This window comes from Massilia agilis, from assembly GCF_024756255.1.
Lineage (GTDB): Bacteria > Pseudomonadota > Gammaproteobacteria > Burkholderiales > Burkholderiaceae_D > Telluria > Telluria agilis.
Genome location: NZ_JANUHB010000002.1, coordinates 976,332 through 994,381, shown reverse-complemented (window position 1 = coordinate 994,381; position 18,050 = coordinate 976,332). Strand labels below are relative to the sequence as shown.

Sequence of the window (18,050 nt, the reverse complement as noted above, 5' to 3'; positions counted from 1 at the left end):
TATCAGCTTGTCTTTCAGGTTTAAAAACAGGCTTTGTCGAACTGAAAATATTGCCCGAACAATGTTGTTTTCTTTGCGTGGGATTTGTGCGATATCTGTGAAAAATCTTTGATTTCTAAGGGGAATTTTCCGCCAATCAACTGGGTTTGCTGTACCATCATTTTCGTTGGTGACGGCCGCTGCACTGCCCTCGGCGCGCAGCGGTCAAATGCAAACTCGTGCCGCCCGCCGGCACGCTGTCCGCCAGCCCAGTCAAAACGATTCTCGGAGTATCCACATGAAATTTCCCCGGAAAGGCCTGACCCTTGGTGTGGCGTTGGCGTCGCTGCTGCTGTCGATGAACGCGCACGCCGACTGGGCCCAGTCCACCGATCCGCTGGTTGTCCAGCCGGCCCCGTCCAACAACCAGGTGCAGCCGCAGAACCCGCCCGGCTTCGCGTGGGCGCGTCACCCCACCGGTCCCGCGCAGTACGAAATCGAAATCACCCCGGTTGGCGGCAGCGCCACCCGCGCCGTCGTTACCCGCAACTGGTACCTGCCGACCAAGGCCCTGGCGCTGGGCAACTACACCTGGCGCGTGCGCCCGGTCAACACCACCGACTGGAGCACCCCGCGCGCGTTCTCGATCACCAGCCGCTCGGTGGTGTGGGAAGTGCCTGACAACGCCACCCTGCGTGCCCGCATCACGGCCAAGGCGCACCCGCGCATGCTGCCGTCCTCGTTCAGCCCGTACTCGGACTGGAGCGCCCAGAAGCACACCGACCTCGACCCGTTCGCCAGCCGCCTGACCAACGAAGTCAAGCTGCAGATCGGCGCGCTGCCCGACCTGTCGGACGCCCGCTGGCCGGTGGTGATCGGCACCCCGCTGACGGCTGCCATGGCCGCCCAGCTGACCGACATCCGCCAGCGCATCAACGAAGCCAGCCGCCAGCTCGAGGCCGCCAGCCTGATGTGGCGCGTCAAGCGCGACCCCATCTTCCTGAACGAAGCGCTCAAGCGCGGCGACCAGCTTGCCAACCTGGACCCGAACGGCCCGACCAGCTACACCAACCAGGACCAGGCCACGCGCCAGATCGCGCTGTCGCTGATCAAGTCGGTGGACCTGCTGGCCGGCGACCTGGACGCCACCCGCAAGGCCAAGTGGCTGAACATCGTCAAGGTGCGCACCGGCCAGATCTATGACGACCTGTCCGGCGGCAGCGGCCGTCTCGACCAGTACCCGTTCGACTCGCACGGCAACACCGCGATGGTGTTCCTGACCCTGATCTCGACCCTGTCGCTGGGCGACATCGCCGACGCGCCGAAGTGGTTCGACTTCTCGTTCCGCGCCTACGCCAACATTCCCGAGCCGTGGAGCGGCCCGGAAGGCGGCTACGCCCAGGGCACCGCCTATGCCGAATACACGGCCGGCTACTCGATCTCGCTGTGGGACCCGCTGTCGCAGGTGTCCGGCGTGAACCTGTACGCCAAGCCGTGGGCGATCGGCTTCCTCGACTACGCGATGCAGTTCGTGCCGCCTGGTTCCAAGGTGCACGCGTTTGGCGACGGCGACGACACCGAGCCGGACTACCGCGTCTGGCGCGCGTTCGCCTCGCGCCTGGTCAACCCGCGCGCCTCCTGGTACATGAGCCAGCTTCCGGGCTTCGAGGACGCGCTGTCCTACCTGCAGCTGCCGTACCCGCTGGTGACCAACCCGACCAAGATCGCGCCGGGCAACTCGGCCTATTTCCCGAGCATCGGCTGGGCCTCCATGCACAGCGACATCACCAGTCCCTCGCGGGTCTCGCTGTACTTCAAGTCCAGCCCGTACGGCTCGTTCAACCACAGCCACGGCGACCAGAACGGCCTGCTGCTGTCGGTGGCCGGCCAGCCGCTGCTGGTCAAGGCCGGCTGGTACGACTGGTACGGCTCGCCGCTGTGGACCGACTGGTACCGCACCACGCGCTCGACCAACGCCATCACCTTCGACGGCGGCCAGGGCCAGAACGTGGCCGGCTACCGCGAGGAGCTGCAGCACAACGGCAAGGTCACCGGCTTTGCGGTCAACGCGGCCTATGACTACGCCGAGGGCGACGCCACTCCGGCCTATGCCGGCGCGCTGACGATGGCCAAGCGACAGGTCTGGCACCTGCGCGGCGCCAACGACGCGATCCTGGTGCGCGACAAGCTGTCCGCGACCGCTGCCCACACCTACGAGTTCAACCTGCACGCGCCGGTGGTGATGACGGTGGAAAACCCGCTGTCGGTGAAGATCGCGGCAGGCAACCAGTCGGTGTGCGTGCGCTCGCTGAACAACAGCGCCACCTTCGGCAAGTGGACCGGTCCCGCGCCCAAGTCCGGCGTGACCGAGGACCACGGCGCGTTCTACTTGAAGGGCGCGGCCAACACCACCGCCGAGTTCCTGGTGCTGCTGGACGTCGGCTGCCGCCGTCCTGGCGTGGGCATCAGCGTCACCAATGGCGTCAAGACCGTGACCGTGGGCAGCCAGAGCGTCACCCTGTACTGACGCGCTGGCGCGCGCCAGCCCCGCCGGGCACCGTGCTAGACTCGGTGCACAGCGGCAAAGTCCTCCGCCGGCGGCTGCCGCGGAGGATTTTTTTTGCTCAAGCAAACGCCCGATGCCGCGCCACCGATGAAAGAAGTCTTCCTGATCCACGCCCACAAGGACCTCGACCAGCTCAACGCCCTGGTCGAGCAGCTGCGCGACGACGACTTCCTCATCTACGTCCACCTCGACCGCAAGTGCGCGATCGACCCGGCCCGGGTGCATCCGGCCGCGCGCCTCGTCCGGCAGCGCGTTGACGTGCGCTGGGGCGGCTTCAGCCAGGTCGAGGCGACCCTCAATTCGCTGCGCCAGGTGCTGGCCGAAGTGCCGGACTTCGACAAGGTGGTGTTCCTGAGCGCGCAGGATTTTCCCTTGCTGCCCAACGCGCGCCTGAAGCAGGAGCTGGCGCAGCTGGCCGGACGCGAGCTGCTGGACGCCATGCCGGTGCATCAGGATGGCTGGGCGGTCGCCTTCCGCTACCAGTATTTCTACCGCGAAGGAGGCAGCCTGCCCGAGCGCCTGGCCTGCGGCCTGGCCAACCGCGTGCTGCGCCTGCTGGGCAGCCAGCGCCGCCTGCCGCATGGCCTGCAGCCGTGGGGCGGCTCGTCCTGGTGGGCGCTGTCGCGCACATGTGTTGCCATGCTGGTCGAGCGGGCCGGGCAGGACCGCGCGCTGCTGCGCTTCTTCCGCACGGTCCTTTGCCCGGACGAAATGTTCTTCCAGACCCTGGTGATGAACTCGCCGCTGCGCGAGCGCGTGCTGGGCGAAAACTTTCGCCACATCCAGTGGCCGGAGCAGGGCGCGCGCAATCCCAAGATCCTCGACGAAGGCGACTTCGAGCGCATCGCCGCCGCGCGCGCCCACTTCTGCCGCAAGCTCGACAGCCGGGCCAGCGCCGGCCTGCTGCCGCGCCTGCGCGCGCTGCTCGACAGCCGCAAGCGCCCCGCCTGAGCCGATCTTGTCGCGCATCAGACGCGAACAACCCCTGCACGCGTAGCATGGACAAGCGCAGTTCCAGTTGCAGTTATTGAAACGTGCGCCCGGTCCGGTACGCTAGAATCGGGGCAGGGCAACCAGCCAGGGGTGACATGCACAGCAAGCCGCTTTCCATCGCTTTCATCGTACGCGACCCGCTGCCGCCGATCCGCGCCGACGTGCTCACGCTGTTCGGCGCCGAAATGCCGCGCTACGGCATCGCCACCGAACTCGTGGGCCAGTCCGGCTCCAACGCGCCGCAGCCGTGGCACGCCGGCGGCATGCATGTCGTGGGCAGCCTGGCCAGCCGCTTTGCCAGCGTGCTGGCGCCGCTGTGGGATTTGTTCGGCCTGGTGCGCGCCTGGCGCCGTGCCCGGCCCGACTGCATCCAGGTGCGCGACAAGATCGCCAGCGGCCTGCTCGGGCGTGCGGCCGCCGCGCTGCTCGGCGTGCCCTTCGTGTACTGGATGTCGTTCCCGATCGTCGAAGGCTTCGAGGCGCGCCGCGACGACCTGGCGCGCGGCAACCGCCTGCTGTGGCTGGCCCATGCGCTGCGCGCCGCGCTGTCGCGCCTGGTCATCTACCGGCTGGTGCTGCCGGGCGCGCGCCACATCTTCGTGCAGAGCGAGTCGATGGCAAGCTGGCTGGCCGCCAAGGGCTTCGACCGCGCCCGCATGACGGCCGTGCCGATGGGCGTGGACGCCGCGCTGTTCGACCGCGCGCGCATCCGCCCGGTGGACGACGCGCGCCTGAATGGCCGCCGGGTCGTGATCTACCTCGGGCGCGTGGCCAGGGCGCGCCGCTCCGAGTTCCTGTTCGACGTGGCCGCGCAGCTGCGCGAGCGCATGCCCGAGGTGCTGCTGGTCATTGCCGGCGACGCACCGTCCAACGACGAAATGGCATGGATGCGCGGCGAGATCGGGCGCCGCGGCTTGTCGCAGCACGTGCTGCTCACCGGCTGGCTGCCGCAGGGCGCCGCGCTCGGCTACGCGGTGCGCGCCGAGGTCGGGCTGTCGCCGATCCCGCGCGGCACGCTGTACGACGTGTCTTCGCCCACCAAGCTGGTCGAATACCTGGCGCTGGGCATCCCCAGCGTGGCCAACGACATCCCCGACCAGCAGCTCGTCATCGACGACAGCGGCGCCGGGCTGTGCGTGCCGATGCAGGCGCACGACTTCGCCGAAGCCACCTTGCGCCTGCTGCGCGACAAGGAACTGGCCGCCACCTTTGCCGCACGCGGGCCGGCCTGGGTGCGCGCGAACCGCACCTACGGCATCCTTGGCCAGCGCGTGGCCGAGGCCTACCAGCGCATCCTGTCCCGCAACGCCTGATTGCCCCAAGGCGGCGCCATGTGGTCGTATTCCCTCCGGTTGTCGCTGCGCTCGCTGGGCCGGGAACTGGCGCGCAACCTGTGGGGCCGGCTGTTCGTGTACCCGCGCCTGGCGGCCAACGAGCACGACCGCCAAGCGCTGGCGCGCTACATCGCAGCGCGCGCGCGCCGGCTCGGGGTGCGGGTCGATGCCGACGGCACCCGCTTGGCGCCGGTGGCGCCGGGCACGCCGCTGCTGGCCAAGGGGGAGCTGCGCCAGCAGCCCGATCGCTTCGTGCGCCCGCGCGGGCCGGGCTCGCTGCTGCGCGCCACCATCCGCACCAGCGGCACCTCGGGCTCGCCGCTCACCCTTGTGCAATCGCTCGGCAACATCATCCGCGAGGAAGCTTTCGTCTATCGGCAATTGCGCTGGGTCGGCTTTCGCCACGGCCAGCGGCGCGCATGGATCCGCGGCGACATCGTCTGCCCCGACTTCCCGCGCGACGGCCGCTACTGGTGCCACGACTGGATCGGCAACGCGCTGATGATGTCCTCGTACCACCTGTCCAGCGACACCATCGGCCGCTACATCGACGCGCTCGAACGCTTCGACCCGGTGCTGGTGCAGGCCTACCCGTCGTCGATCGGGGCGCTGGCAGCCTGGCTCAACGCGGCCGGGCGCCGCTACCGCGGGCGTTCGCTCAAGGGCATCATGACGTCGTCGGAAACGCTGGAACCGGCAGTGCGCGCCGCGGTCGAGCTGGCCTTCGGCACCCGCGTCTACGACTGGTACGGCCAGGCCGAGCGGGTGGCTGCGATCGGCACCTGCGAGCACGGCCGCTACCACGTGCTGACCGACTACAGCGGCGTGGAGCTGCTCGAGCGCGGCGACGGCACGGCCGAGCTGGTCGGCACCACCCTCAACAACGCGGCCATGCCGCTGCAGCATTACCGCACCGGCGACACGGTCGTGCCCGGTTCGGGCGAGCCCTGTCCCTGCGGCCGCCTGTTCCCGACCATCAAGGCGATCATCGGCCGCCAGGAAAAGGTCGTCACCCTGCCGGACGGCCGCATGATCGCGCGCCTGGACCGCGTGTTCCAGGGCCATGACCGGCGCGTGGTGGAGGGGCAGGTGCGCTACCTGGGCGCGGGCCGCTTCGTGCTGCGCGTCGTGCCCGCCGCCGGCTTCTCGCGCGCGGACGAGGCGGCGCTCATCCACAAGTTCTTGCTGCGCGTGCCCGGCGTCCAGGTCGCCGTCGAGCAGGTGGACGCGATCCCGCGCGGCCCCAATGGGAAGTTTGAATTCGTCGAGGTCGAGGAGGCCGCACCCTAGCCACTTTTTTCCGCGCGGATGTGAAGCGTGCGCGCCTTGTTTTAACAGTAATGTAACATCGAAACATTGCTGAATTTATAAGAGTCTTGACATGCAGTACATGCACAAGATGGCGGTGACGGAGGGCGTGGCGTGAAGGACCGGGCGCGCGTCCTCATGCTCGGCACCTCGCTCGAGGGGCAGGGCGGTGTCGCCGCCGTGGTGGGTGTGCTGCGCGAGGGTGGCCTGTTCGAACGCGAGCGGGTGCGCTACGTGGCCACCCACGCCGACGGTTCCGGCATGGCCAAGGCGCGCCGCGCGCTGTCCGGCTTCTGGCAGGCCGGCCGCATCTGCCTGTGCCAGCGCCCGGCCATCGTGCACGTGCATTCGGCCTCCAACGCCAGCTTCCTGCGCAAGTCGCTGCTGCTGGCCATCGCCCGCGCGGCCGGCTGCAAGACCATCTTCCACCTGCATGGCGGCGGCTTTCGCGAATTTGCCACCGAACAATCCGGCCCGCTGATGCGGCGCTGGATCCGCCACACGCTCGAACGCAGTTCGGTCGTCATCGCCCTGTCCGACGGCTGGGCCGCCTTCCTGCGCGAGTTTGCGCCGCGCGCCTGCGTGGCGGTGCTGCCCAACTCGGTGCCGCTGCCGCGTGTGTCCCAAGGCGCGGCAGAGCCCGGCCGTATCCTGTTCCTTGGCCGCGTGGAAGAAGCCAAGGGCGTGAACGAGCTGCTGCGCGCCTGTGCGCTGCTGGCGCCGCGCTTTCCGGCGTTGCGGCTGGTACTGGGCGGCAACGGCGACCTCGACGGCGCACGTCGGCGCGCCGCCGAGCTCGGCATTGCCGACCGGGTCGAGCTGCCCGGCTGGATCGGCCCCGATGCCCGTGCCGCCGAGCTGGCGCGCGCCCAGGTGTTCTGCCTGCCGTCCTACGCCGAAGGCCTGCCGATGGCCTTGCTCGAAGCGATGGCCGCCGGCCGCGCCGTAGTCGCCAGCCGCGTCGGCGCGATTCCCGAGGCGGTGGCGGACGGCGAGAGTGGCCTGCTGGTCCCGGCCGGCAACACGGATGCACTGGCTGCCGCATTGGCGCGCCTTATCGACGATCCGGCGCTGTGCGCGCAACTGGGACGGCGCGCACGCGTAACGGTCGAACAACACTACAGCCTGGACGCGGTCGGCGCGCGCCTGGGTGCGATCTATCATCAACTCGAGGGGGCAGGATGAGCGGTATGGCACGCATGACGTGGCTGGTGAACCGTTTGCGCTGCATGTCCGTGGCCGAGGTGGGCTACCGGGTGCAACAGGCGGCGGTGACCAAACTGGGCAAGCGCATCGACGCGGGCGCGCCGCCGCCGCTGCCGCGCGCGCTGACCCTGCGCCTGCAGGGCGCGCCGGCGCTGGATGCGGCCGAGCGCGCGGCACTGCTGGACGACGCCGAACGCATCCTTGCCGGCCACGTGCTGCTGTTCGCCGACCGCCGCTTTGACGTCGGCGCGCCGCCCGCCTGGAACCGCGACCCCGACAGCGGCGTCACCGCGCCGTCCATCTTCGCCGGCGACTTGCAGGTGACCGACCGCGACAAGGTGGGCGACATCAAGCACATCTGGGAACTGAACCGCCACCTGCACCTGGTGCGGCTGGCCCAGGCCTGGGCGCTCACCGGCGAGGAGCGCTGGGCCAGGGCGCTGGCCGGCCAGCTCAGGAGCTGGCTCGACCAGTGCCCGCCATCGACCGGCCCCAACTGGACCAGCTCGCTGGAACTGGGCATTCGCCTGATCAACTGGAGCCTGGCCTGGCAACTGTGCGGCGGCGAGGCCGGGCCGCTGTTCGCGGGCGACGAGGGCGAGCGCCTGCGCGCCGACTGGCTGGCCAGCATCCACGCCCACTGCCGCAGCATTGCGCGCCACCTGTCGCGCCACTCGTCGGCCAACAACCACCTGATCGGCGAACTGGCCGGCCTGTACGTGGCGTCGAGCACCTGGCCGTGCTGGCGCGCATCGCACGGCTGGCGCGAGCAGGCCCGGCGCGAACTCGAAATAGAGGCCCAGGCCCAGTTCGCGCGCGACGGCGTCAACCGCGAGCAGGCCTTTGCCTACCACGTGTTTTCGAGCGAGTTCCTGTTCGTGGCGGGCCTCCTGGGCCAGGCCAGCGGCGAGCCGTTCTCGCGCAACTACTGGGGCGTGCTGCAGCGCGCGCTGCGTTTCCTGCGTTCTGTGATGGACGTCGGCGGCCACGTGCCGATGGTGGGCGACGCCGATGACGGCGCCGTGTTCCGGCTCGACGCCACCGGCGCCAGTCGTGCCGCCCAGCTGCTGGCGCTGGGCGACGCGGTGTTCGGCGGCGGCAGCCACGCGCATCCCGGCGCGCGCTGGCTGCTGCACGCGCTGCCCGGCCCGCGCCCGGACGTCGACGCGCACGAGACCGAAACCGCCTGGGCCTTCCCCGACGGCGGCTACCTGCTGTTTGGCTCGAATTTCGGCACCGCACGCGAAATCAAGGGCATGCTCGACTGCGGCCCGCTCGGCTACCTCGGCATCGCCGCTCATGGCCACGCCGACGCGCTCGCGCTCACGCTGTCAGTGGCGGGCGAAGAGTGCCTGGTCGATCCCGGTACCTATTCGTACTGGCAGGCGCAGAAGTGGCGCGATTATTTCCGTGGCACGGCGGCGCACAACACGGTGCGCATCGACGGGCTGGACCAGTCCGTTTCCGGCGGGCGCTTCATGTGGCTGAAGAAGGCCCGCGCCGCGATCGAGCGCATGCCGCAGTCGCCGCACGATTTCGATTTCCGCGGCTCGCACGACGGCTACCAGCGCCTGGCCGACCCGGTGCGCCATGTGCGCAGCGTGCGCTTCGATGGCGCCAGCAACACGCTGGTGGTGCGCGACGAAGTGGCGGCGCGCCGGCCGCACGCGGTCGAATTGTTCTGGCATTTTGCGCCGGAACTGAACGTGCGCCTGACCAGCACCGGCTTGGCCGCGCGCGGCAAGGGCTTCACGCTGCAGATGCAGGCCGTTGGCGCCGACCTGAAGCTGGAACTGGTGCGCGGGGCCGAGCATCCGCCGCTCGGCTGGATCTCGCGTAGCTACGAGGCAAAGGAACCGTGCGACGTACTTCGTATCACAACGGTATCGTCCGCAGTGCCGGTTGAATGCCGCTTCACCATCAACTTCATCTAGAACATGCAAAACGATAACAAGCTACTTTACCTCGTCGCGGGTGCCCGTCCCAACTTCATGAAGATCGCGCCGATCGTGCGCGCCCTCCAGGCGCAGGACAGGCTGACCTTCAAGATCATCCACACCGGCCAGCACTACGACCGCGACATGAACGACGTGTTTTTCGAAGAGCTGGGCATCCCGCAGCCCGACGTCTTCATGGCTGCCGGCGGCGGCAGCCACGCGCAGCAGACCGCCAAAATCATGGTCGGCTTCGAGGAACTGTGCACGGCCGAGCGTCCCGGCGCGGTGCTGGTGGTGGGCGACGTCAACTCCACGCTGGCCTGTTCGATCGTCGCCAAAAAGCTGAACATCCCCGTCGCCCACGTCGAGGCGGGCCTGCGCAGTGGCGACATGGCCATGCCCGAGGAGATCAACCGGCTGGTCACGGACAGCATCTCGGACTGGTTCTTCGTCACCGAGCCTTCTGCGGTGGAGCACCTGCGGCGCGAGGGCAAGCCCGAGCGCGCGATCCACTACGTCGGCCACGTCATGGTGGACAACGTGCTGTTCCAGGCCGACAAACTGTCGCGCTCGGACACCTCCGGTTTCGAGACCAGTGACTTCAAGGCCCGGCAGGCGGAGCAGGGCGCGCGCTACGGCGTGGTCACGCTGCACCGTCCCAGCAACGTGGACGACGCCGCCACCTTCACCCGCATCGCCGGCGCGCTCAAGGAGATTGCCGCCGAGCTGCCGCTGGTGTTCCCGGTGCACCCGCGCACCCGCGCCAACATCGACAAGTTCGGCATCGACCTGGGGCCCAACATCACGCTTGCCGGCCCCCAGGCCTACATGGCCTTCCTCAACCTGTGGAAGGACGCGGCGGTGGTGCTCACCGACAGCGGCGGCCTGCAGGAAGAGACCACCGCACTGGGCGTGCCGTGCGTGACGATACGCGAGAACACCGAGCGCCCGGTCACGGTGGACGAGGGCTCCAACGTGCTGGCCGGCACCGACCCGGCCGCCATCGTGCGCGAGGCGCGCAAGGTGCTGCGCGGCGAAGGCAAGCAGGGCCGCCGCCCCTACCTGTGGGACGGCAAGGCCGCCGAACGCATCGTCGCCATTTTGGCCGAGGAGGTCTGATGGGAGAGCGCATCACGTTGATGGGCTGCCAGGTCGACAACCTGTCGATGGAGGAAACGCTCGGCCGCATCGAGCAGTTCATCCAGTCCGGCCAGCCGCACCAGCATGTGGTGGTGAACGTGGACAAGCTGGTCAAGGCCAGCCGCGATCCCGCGCTGCGGCAGATCATCAACGAATGCGCGCTCATCAATGCGGACGGCATGCCCGTGGTGTGGGCCTCGCGCCTGCTCGGCAAGCCGCTCAAGGAGCGCGTCGCCGGCGTCGACCTGTTCGAGGCGCTGATGCAGCGCGCCGGCGAAAAGGGCTGGCGCGTGTTCCTGCTGGGCGCGCGCGAGGAAGTCGTGAGCAAGGTGGCCGACACCTACCAGCGCAAGTATCCGCGCCTGGTGCTGGCCGGCTATCGCAACGGCTACTGGAAGGGCGAGGCGGAGGAACTTGACGTCGCGCGCCAGATCCGCGACAGTAGGGCCGATTTGCTGTTCGTTGCGATCAGCTCGCCGAAGAAGGAGCAATTTCTCGGCCGCTATCAGGCCGAAATGAAGATCCCGTTCGCGATGGGTGTCGGCGGCACCTTCGACGTGGCGATCGGGCGCGTCAAGCGCGCGCCCGTGTGGATGCAGAAGTCGGGCCTGGAATGGTTCTACCGCTTCCTGCAGGAGCCGCGCCGCATGTTCCGCCGCTACTTCATCGACGACATGGCCTTCATCTGGCTGTTCATCAAGGAGGCGGCACGAAGATCGTAGCCGCCTGGTCAACCAATTCCCGTAGGGTGGGCACTCGTGCCCACGCCGCCATACGCGCCGCGTGTCTCCGCGTGGGCACGAGTGCCCACCCTACCACCATTACGAGAGAGATAGAGATGAAAATTCTGGTCACCGGCGGTATGGGCTATATCGGTTCCCACACCTGCGTCGAACTCATCAAGGCCAACCACGAGGTCGTGGTCGTGGACAACCTGTGCAACGCCCAGGCCTCGGTCAAGGACCGCATCGAGAAAATCACCGGCAAACCCATCGTCTTCGAACAGGTCGACATCCGCGACCGCTTGGGGCTCGAAGCGGTGTTTCGCAAATACCCGATCGATGCCGTCATCCACTTCGCCGGCCTGAAGGCCGTGGGCGAATCGGTGGAACAGCCGCTGCGCTACTACGACAACAACGTCTCGGGCAGCGTGGTGCTGTTCGAAACCATGGGCAAGTACGGCGTGAAGACCATCGTGTTCAGTTCGTCCGCCACGGTGTACGGCGACCCGGCCTCGGTGCCGATCCGCGAGGACTTCCCGCTGTCGGCCACCAACCCCTACGGCCGCAGCAAGCTGATGATCGAGGACATCCTGCGCGACCTGCACAAGGCCGAGCCCGACTGGCAGATCGCGCTGCTGCGCTACTTTAATCCGGTGGGCGCGCACGAGAGCGGCCTGATCGGCGAGGAGCCGAGCGGCATCCCGAACAACCTGGTGCCGTACATCGCGCAGGTGGCGACCGGCGTGCGCGAGAAGCTGAACGTGTACGGCGGCGATTACCCGACGCCGGACGGCACCGGCATGCGCGACTACATCCACGTGGTGGACCTGGCCATCGGCCACGTGAAGACGCTCGACAAGCTGGCGACACGTCCTGGCATAGTTACCTACAATCTGGGGACCGGGCGCGGCAACAGCGTGCTGGAGATGGTGCGCGCTTTCGAACAAGCTTCAGGCCGCAAGATTCCCTATCAAATCGTTGACCGTCGTCCGGGCGATATCGCGAAATGCTACGCCGATCCGAGCCGCGCCCGCGACGAGTTGGGCTGGACCGCCGAGCGCGATATCGCGCAAATGTGTGCCGACGTTTGGCACTACCAGACAACACCGAAGTAATTGGTCATAAGGACGGTCTAATGAAAGCAATGATTCTTGCGGCAGGCAAGGGCACCCGTGTGCGCCCGCTCACATACGACCTGCCGAAACCGATGATTCCCCTGCTGGGCAAACCCGTGATGGCCTATTTGGTCGAACACCTGCACAAGTACGGTGTCACCGAAATCATGGTCAATGTCAGTCACCTGCACGAAAAGATCGAGGAGTATTTCGGCGAAGGACACCAGTTCGGCGTGCAGATCGGCTACTCGTTCGAGGGCTACACCACCGACAGCGGCGAGGTCGTGGCCGAGCCCATCGGTTCGGCCGGCGGCATGAAGAAGATCCAGGACTTCGGCGGCTTCTTCGACGACACCACCATCGTGCTGTGCGGTGACGCGCTGATCGACCTGGACCTGAAGGCCGCGCTGCTCGAGCACCGGCGGCGCGGCGCGTTGGCCTCCGTCATCACGCGCGAGGTGCCGTGGGACAAGGTGTCGTCCTACGGCGTGGTGGTCGCGGACGAGGACGGCCGCATCACCCGGTTCCAGGAAAAGCCGAAGCAGGAAGAAGCGTTGTCCAATTTCATCAGCACCGGCATCTACATTTTCGAGCCCGAGGTCATCGACATGATCCCGTCCGGCGTGCCGTTCGACATCGGTTCCGAGCTGTTCCCGCTGCTGGCCGAAAAGGGCCTGCCGTTCTACGCCCAAAAGCGCCCGTTCAACTGGCTCGACATCGGCAGCGTGGGCGACTACTGGGAAGTGCTGCAAAACGTGCTCACCGGCGAGGTCAACAATTTCGACGTGCCCGGCATCCAGATCGAGCCGGGCCTGTGGGTGGGCCTGAACACCAGCATCGACTGGCACGGCACCCGCATCGAGGGGCCGGTGTACATCGGCTCGGGCGTCAAGATCGAGCCGGGCGTGACCATCGTCGGACCCACCTGGATCGGCCATGGCAGCCACATCTGTGAAGGGGCGGAAATCGTGCGAAGCGTGTTGTTCGAATATACTCGCGTGTTGAACGATGTCACGCTGCACGAGATGATCGTGTTTAAAGATTACAGCGTGGACCGCGCGGGCCAGATGAAGCACGCGTCCGAATACCGCTCCGAGGAATGGCTCAATGCGCGCGACCGGCGCCGCATGAGCCGCAAGGAAGTCGCCAACGATTCTGCAAGTTTAGAGAAAGCAACCGCATGAAAATCTACCCAGTCATCCTCTCCGGCGGTGCCGGAACCCGCCTGTGGCCCCTGTCGCGCGCAGTATTGCCCAAGCAACTGCTGCCGCTCGTCTCGGACAAGACCATGCTGCAGGAAACCGCCCTGAGGGTGGCTGGCTGGGCCGGGCTGATGGCCCCGCTCGTGGTGTGCGGCAACGATCACCGCTTCCTGGTGGCCGAGCAAATGCGCGAAATCGGCGTCACGCCGCTGGGCATCCTGCTCGAGCCGGTCGGCCGCAACACCGCCCCGGCGGTGGCCGCCGCCGCCCACTACCTGCAGTCGATCGACCCCGACGCGGTCATGCTGGTGTTGCCGGCAGACCATGTGGTCGAGGACCGCGATGCCTTCCAGGCCGCCGTCAGCCGCGCCTGGGCGCTGGTACAGCGCGGTTCGCTGGCCACCTTCGGCATCGTGCCCAACGCCCCGGAAACCGGCTACGGCTACATCCGCCGCGGCGAACCGCTGCCGCTGGTGGACGACTGCTATACGGTGGAGCGCTTCGTCGAAAAGCCCGACCGCGACACGGCCGAGGCCTTCCTGGCCGACGGCGGCTATTACTGGAACAGCGGCATGTTCATGTTCCAGGCATCGCGCTACCTGGCCGAACTGGAGCGCTTCAAGCCGGAAATCGCGGCGGCGGCCGAAGCCGCGGTGCGCACCGGCTATCGCGACCTCGATTTCTGCCGCCTGGACGAATCCGCTTTCACTGCCAGCCCGTCTGATTCGATCGACTATGCGGTGATGGAACGCACGCGCGACGCGGTCGTGGTGCCGGCCGACATCGGCTGGAACGACGTCGGCTCGTGGTCGGCGCTGTGGGAAGTGCAGCAGCGCGACGCGGACGGCAACGCCCAGCGCGGCGACGTGTACCTGGATAACGTGACCAATTCGCTGGTGCGCGCCGAAAGCCGCATCGTGGCGGTGGTCGGCGTCAAGGACCTGGTGGTGGTCGAAACGCCGGACGCGGTGCTGGTCGCCCACAAGGACCAGGTGCAGCGCGTCAAGCAGGTGGTGGATCACCTCAAGTCGCAGGCGCGCACCGAGCACCTGCACCACACCCGCGTGTACCGCCCGTGGGGCCACTACGAGGGCATCGACGCGGGCGAGCGCTTCCAGGTCAAGCGCATCACGGTCAAGCCTGGCGAAAAACTGTCGCTGCAAATGCACCACCATCGCGCCGAGCACTGGGTGGTGGTCTCGGGCACGGCCCGCGTGACCTGTGGCGAGACGGTCAGCCTGCTGTCCGAGAACGAATCGACCTACATCCCGATCGGCATGAACCACCGTCTGGAAAACCCGGGCAAGGTGCCGCTGCACATCATCGAGGTGCAGTCGGGCAGTTACCTGGGCGAAGACGACATCGTCCGCTTCGAGGATATCTACAAGCGCGCGTAGCGGCTCGCTGGCGCGCTAGCCAACCGTGCGGTGCGCCTCCCGTCGCGGCGATACAATGAAATCGTCGAGATCCGATGGGAGGCCCATCATGAAGACGATTCTTGCCGCCGCCGCGATGGCACTGGCCTGTGCCAACGCCGCCGCCCAATCCGGCGTGACCGGTCCCAGCCTGCTCGACCCGAGCCGCGAGGCGCAGCTCGAACGCTGGCTGGGCGCAGGCGACATGGCCTTCACCGCCATCTTCACCGGCAACCCGGGCAACACCTCGCTCGACTTGCACGACGCCGTGGACGGCAAGGGGCCGACCTTCACGCTGCTCCAGGTTAGCAACACCGCCGGCGCATCGTGGCTGATTGGCGGCTACAACCCGCAAAGCTGGTCCAGCAGCGATGGCTGGCACGTGACCATGCCCGACTCCGAGCGCACCGCCTTCCTTTTCAACATGACCGATCCGGCGGTGTATCGCCAGGTGCCGGCCACCTATGTGCTGCCCAGCCAGGGCTCACGCCAGACCTTCAATGCGGCCGACCATGGCCCTACCTTTGGCGCCGGCCCGGATTTGTTCGTGAACGACCGGCTCGATGCCGCCTTGTCCTGGCAGGTCAGCTACGGCAACCCGCTGGACGAGGGCAAGAGCATCATCGACCGCTCGGTCGGCGGCCAGTTCTTCCACATCGACGCGCTGCAGCTGTTCGCCGTCTCGCCGATTCCCGAGCCGGCGTCGGCCGGCATGCTGATCGCTGGCCTGGGATTGATCGCAACGCTTGCAAGGCGCCGCAGGCCCGCCGGCGTGTAATGGTTTTGCCGCAAGCTGTGGCATGATGAAATGGAAGCGCTCGCTTCCGTTTTTTTTTCGTCCAGCGACCAGAACCTGCCCATGACACGAGCCCTGCGCACTTGCCTGATCCTGTTCCTTGCCCTGTTCTCCTGCGCCGGCGGCGCCAACGCCCAGTTCGTTGCCGCTGGGGCGCTGCAGCCGAAGCAGCTGGCCATCGTCATCAACGACGACGAGCCCAATAGCGTGGCGGTGGGCGCCTACTACCGCAAGCGCCGCAACATCCCCGCGGCCAACGTGGTGCACGTGCGCATTCCCGGCAAGCCGCGCCAGATCAGCCCGGAGCGCTTCGCGGAACTGAAGGAAAAAATCGACGGCAAGCTTGGCAAGGATGTGCAGGCCGTGCTGATGATCTGGACCGCGCCGTACGCGGTACGCTGCAACTCGATCACGGCCGCCTACACCCTCGGCTACGACGCGGCCCAGTGCGAGAACATCTGCGGCGCCAGCCGTCCCAGCCCGTATTTCAATTCCACCTCGTCGCGGCCGTACACCGACCTGGACATGCGCCTGTCGATGCTGCTGCCGACCGAATCGGTGCAGGAGGCCAAGGCGCTGATCGACCGCGGCGTGGCGAGCGGCTTTAAGCTGCGCCCGGCCACGGCCTACTACCTGACCACGTCCGAAAAGGCGCGCAATTCTCGCGCCACGTTCTTCCCGCCCGAAGGCCGCTTCGATTCCCGCAAGCTGGTCACGCGCCGCCTGCAGGCCGATGCGCTCGAAGGCGTGAACGACGTGATGATCTACCAGACCGGCGTGGCGCGGGTGGACAAGCTCGACACAATCCGGTTCCTGCCGGGCGCACTGGCCGACCACCTGACCTCGCTGGGCGGCGACTTGCTGGGGGAAGGGCAGATGAGCATCCTGCGCTGGCTGCAGGCCGGCGCGACGGCCAGCTACGGCACGGTGAGCGAGCCCTGCAACTACTGGCAGAAATTCCCCAATCCGGCGGTGCTGCTCAAGCACTATGTGCAGGGCAACACCGCGATCGAGGCGTATTGGAAGAGTGTGGCGTGGCCGACGCAGGGGGTATTCGTCGGCGAACCGCTGGCCGCGCCGTATCGGCGGCGCTGAGGGGGCTTAGGCTTCCGGCTGGGCCGACTCAAGCTGCTTGCGCTGCATGGCTTCCAGGCGGTAAGCCTCGGCATTGGCGTCGATGATGCGCAGGCCACGGCAGCCTTCCGGTGCGCAGTCCGGCTGTGGCTGGTTCGGGCCATACACGGGCGGCGTGCCCTGGACGGCGGCCTGGGCGGGCACCTCCACGGCTTGCACGGCGGCGGCGGTCTGGACGATGGTGGTTTCGGTGGCGGGGTCCGCGCCACCGCAGGCGGTCAGCAGGGTTGCGAGGGCGGCGGCAGCGAGGGAGCGGGCTAGGAATTTCATGATATCAGTGAGGCGAACTCGTCAGTAACGAGGCTCATTGTAGTCAGGAAATTTTCCGCAGCTCAACCATTATTTCGTTGGTTTAACGGAAATATTGAACAATTGAAACACAGATCGCGGCAGATCGATGATTTTGAACGATGATCGGAGGAAATTGTTTTCCGTCCGGAATCAGATAACTGAACGTCAATGTGGCATCCGGGCGACGATTCTTTAACAATCGAGCCCCTGCCTGCCTGTTTTCCTTGCGCGATCGCGTGCCCCGCAGGGCGGCGGACCGCAAATTCCTCGTTCTTTCACCGATTGTCGTCATTTGTAAATATGCTGCTCATCCAAGCCGACCGCGGCGAGAATTTGCGGTTGCTCAACTATTTGCCCCCACAACTGGGGTATTCGTAGTCAGCTGAGGCCGCAACTGGCGTTGCTGCCTTCCTCGGCGTCACAGGCCGTGATAGCCTTTCGGTTTTTTTCATTTAAGCAACATTCAGGAGTCGCCATGCCGACCATTGCCGCCCGCCGCCGCGCGCAGCCCGGCTTCACCTTGCTCGAACTGCTGGTGGTCATCGTGATCATCGGCCTGCTGGCCGCCTACGTCGGTCCCAAGTATTTCTCGCAACTGGGCAAGTCCGAAGTCACCATCGCCAAGGCGCAGATCGAGTCTTTCGAAAAGTCGCTGGATACCTACCGGCTGGACGTCGGCCGCTACCCGACCACCGAAGAGGGGCTGGCCGCCCTGATCGCTGCGCCGGCCAGCGCCGCCGGCAAATGGAACGGGCCGTACCTGAAGAAGGGCATTCCGCTCGATCCATGGGGCCGCGCGTACCAATACCGCGCGCCCGGCAGCAAGGGCGAGTACGACATCATCTCGACCGGCAAGGACGGCCAGCCGGGCGGCACCGGCGAGGACGCCGACATCAGCTCGCAGTGAGGCCG

Annotated in this window: 15 protein-coding genes; 14 read left to right on the top strand and 1 reads right to left on the bottom strand. The window is 66.9% G+C overall.

The window, feature by feature from the left end; translation table 11 throughout:
- Positions 1-277 precede the first annotated feature (277 nt).
- The 13 genes from NX774_RS11445 (at position 278) to NX774_RS11385 (ending at position 16,808) form a co-directional block, all read left to right on the top strand.
- Positions 278-2,506 carry a heparinase II/III domain-containing protein gene (locus NX774_RS11445; RefSeq protein WP_258822302.1) on the top strand — a complete coding sequence of 743 codons (2,229 nt, stop codon included), beginning with the start codon at positions 278-280 and terminating at the stop codon, positions 2,504-2,506.
- Between the two features lie 93 nt (positions 2,507-2,599).
- A complete protein-coding gene (locus tag NX774_RS11440) occupies positions 2,600-3,496 on the top strand; it encodes a beta-1,6-N-acetylglucosaminyltransferase (protein WP_258822301.1) in 897 nt (298 codons plus the stop codon).
- 137 nt (positions 3,497-3,633) lie between these two features.
- Complete coding sequence (locus NX774_RS11435) at positions 3,634-4,851, top strand: glycosyltransferase family 4 protein (RefSeq protein ID WP_258822300.1); 1,218 nt, start codon at positions 3,634-3,636, stop codon at positions 4,849-4,851.
- An 18-nt stretch (positions 4,852-4,869) separates the two neighbouring features.
- On the top strand, positions 4,870-6,162 hold the full coding sequence (locus NX774_RS11430) for a phenylacetate--CoA ligase family protein (RefSeq protein WP_258822299.1): 1,293 nt from the start codon (positions 4,870-4,872) through the stop codon (positions 6,160-6,162).
- Between the two features lie 132 nt (positions 6,163-6,294).
- A complete protein-coding gene (locus NX774_RS11425) occupies positions 6,295-7,365 on the top strand; it encodes a glycosyltransferase family 4 protein (protein WP_258822298.1) in 1,071 nt (356 codons plus the stop codon).
- 5 nt (positions 7,366-7,370) lie between these two features.
- Entirely contained in the window at positions 7,371-9,320 is a 1,950-nt protein-coding gene (locus NX774_RS11420) for a heparinase II/III family protein (protein ID WP_258822297.1), read from the top strand.
- A gap of 3 nt (positions 9,321-9,323) precedes the next feature.
- Positions 9,324-10,442: a non-hydrolyzing UDP-N-acetylglucosamine 2-epimerase gene (gene wecB / locus NX774_RS11415; protein ID WP_258822296.1), complete on the top strand. Its 1,119-nt coding sequence runs from the start codon at positions 9,324-9,326 to the stop codon at positions 10,440-10,442.
- Positions 10,442-11,185, top strand: coding sequence for a WecB/TagA/CpsF family glycosyltransferase (locus tag NX774_RS11410; protein WP_258822295.1), 744 nt, complete (start codon positions 10,442-10,444; stop codon positions 11,183-11,185). Before wecB ends, NX774_RS11410 begins: the two co-directional genes overlap by 1 nt.
- A 116-nt stretch (positions 11,186-11,301) precedes the next feature.
- Positions 11,302-12,300 carry a UDP-glucose 4-epimerase GalE gene (gene galE, locus NX774_RS11405; RefSeq protein ID WP_258822294.1) on the top strand — a complete coding sequence of 333 codons (999 nt, stop codon included), beginning with the start codon at positions 11,302-11,304 and terminating at the stop codon, positions 12,298-12,300.
- Between the two features lie 20 nt (positions 12,301-12,320).
- The gene (locus NX774_RS11400; protein WP_258822293.1) at positions 12,321-13,484 is read left to right on the top strand and encodes a nucleotidyltransferase family protein; all 1,164 of its coding nucleotides are present in this window, start codon (positions 12,321-12,323) and stop codon (positions 13,482-13,484) included.
- Positions 13,481-14,899: a mannose-1-phosphate guanylyltransferase/mannose-6-phosphate isomerase gene (locus tag NX774_RS11395; RefSeq protein WP_258822292.1), complete on the top strand. Its 1,419-nt coding sequence runs from the start codon at positions 13,481-13,483 to the stop codon at positions 14,897-14,899. The genes NX774_RS11400 and NX774_RS11395 overlap by 4 nt, the downstream gene beginning before the upstream one ends.
- Before the next feature lie 88 nt (positions 14,900-14,987).
- Entirely contained in the window at positions 14,988-15,695 is a 708-nt protein-coding gene (locus tag NX774_RS11390; RefSeq protein WP_258822291.1) for a PEP_CTERM-anchored TLD domain-containing protein, read from the top strand.
- 81 nt (positions 15,696-15,776) lie between these two features.
- Positions 15,777-16,808 carry a TIGR03790 family protein gene (locus NX774_RS11385; protein ID WP_258822290.1) on the top strand — a complete coding sequence of 344 codons (1,032 nt, stop codon included), beginning with the start codon at positions 15,777-15,779 and terminating at the stop codon, positions 16,806-16,808.
- 6 nt (positions 16,809-16,814) lie between these two features.
- Here the strand turns inward: NX774_RS11385 and NX774_RS11380 are convergent, their stop codons facing one another.
- Positions 16,815-17,117, bottom strand: coding sequence for a hypothetical protein (locus NX774_RS11380; RefSeq protein ID WP_258822289.1), 303 nt, complete (start codon positions 17,115-17,117; stop codon positions 16,815-16,817).
- A gap of 496 nt (positions 17,118-17,613) precedes the next feature.
- On the opposite strand from NX774_RS11380, the gene gspG reads away from it, so the two are divergent.
- Positions 17,614-18,045 carry a type II secretion system major pseudopilin GspG gene (gene gspG / locus NX774_RS11375; RefSeq protein ID WP_258822288.1) on the top strand — a complete coding sequence of 144 codons (432 nt, stop codon included), beginning with the start codon at positions 17,614-17,616 and terminating at the stop codon, positions 18,043-18,045.
- The last annotated feature ends 5 nt before the right edge of the window (positions 18,046-18,050 follow it).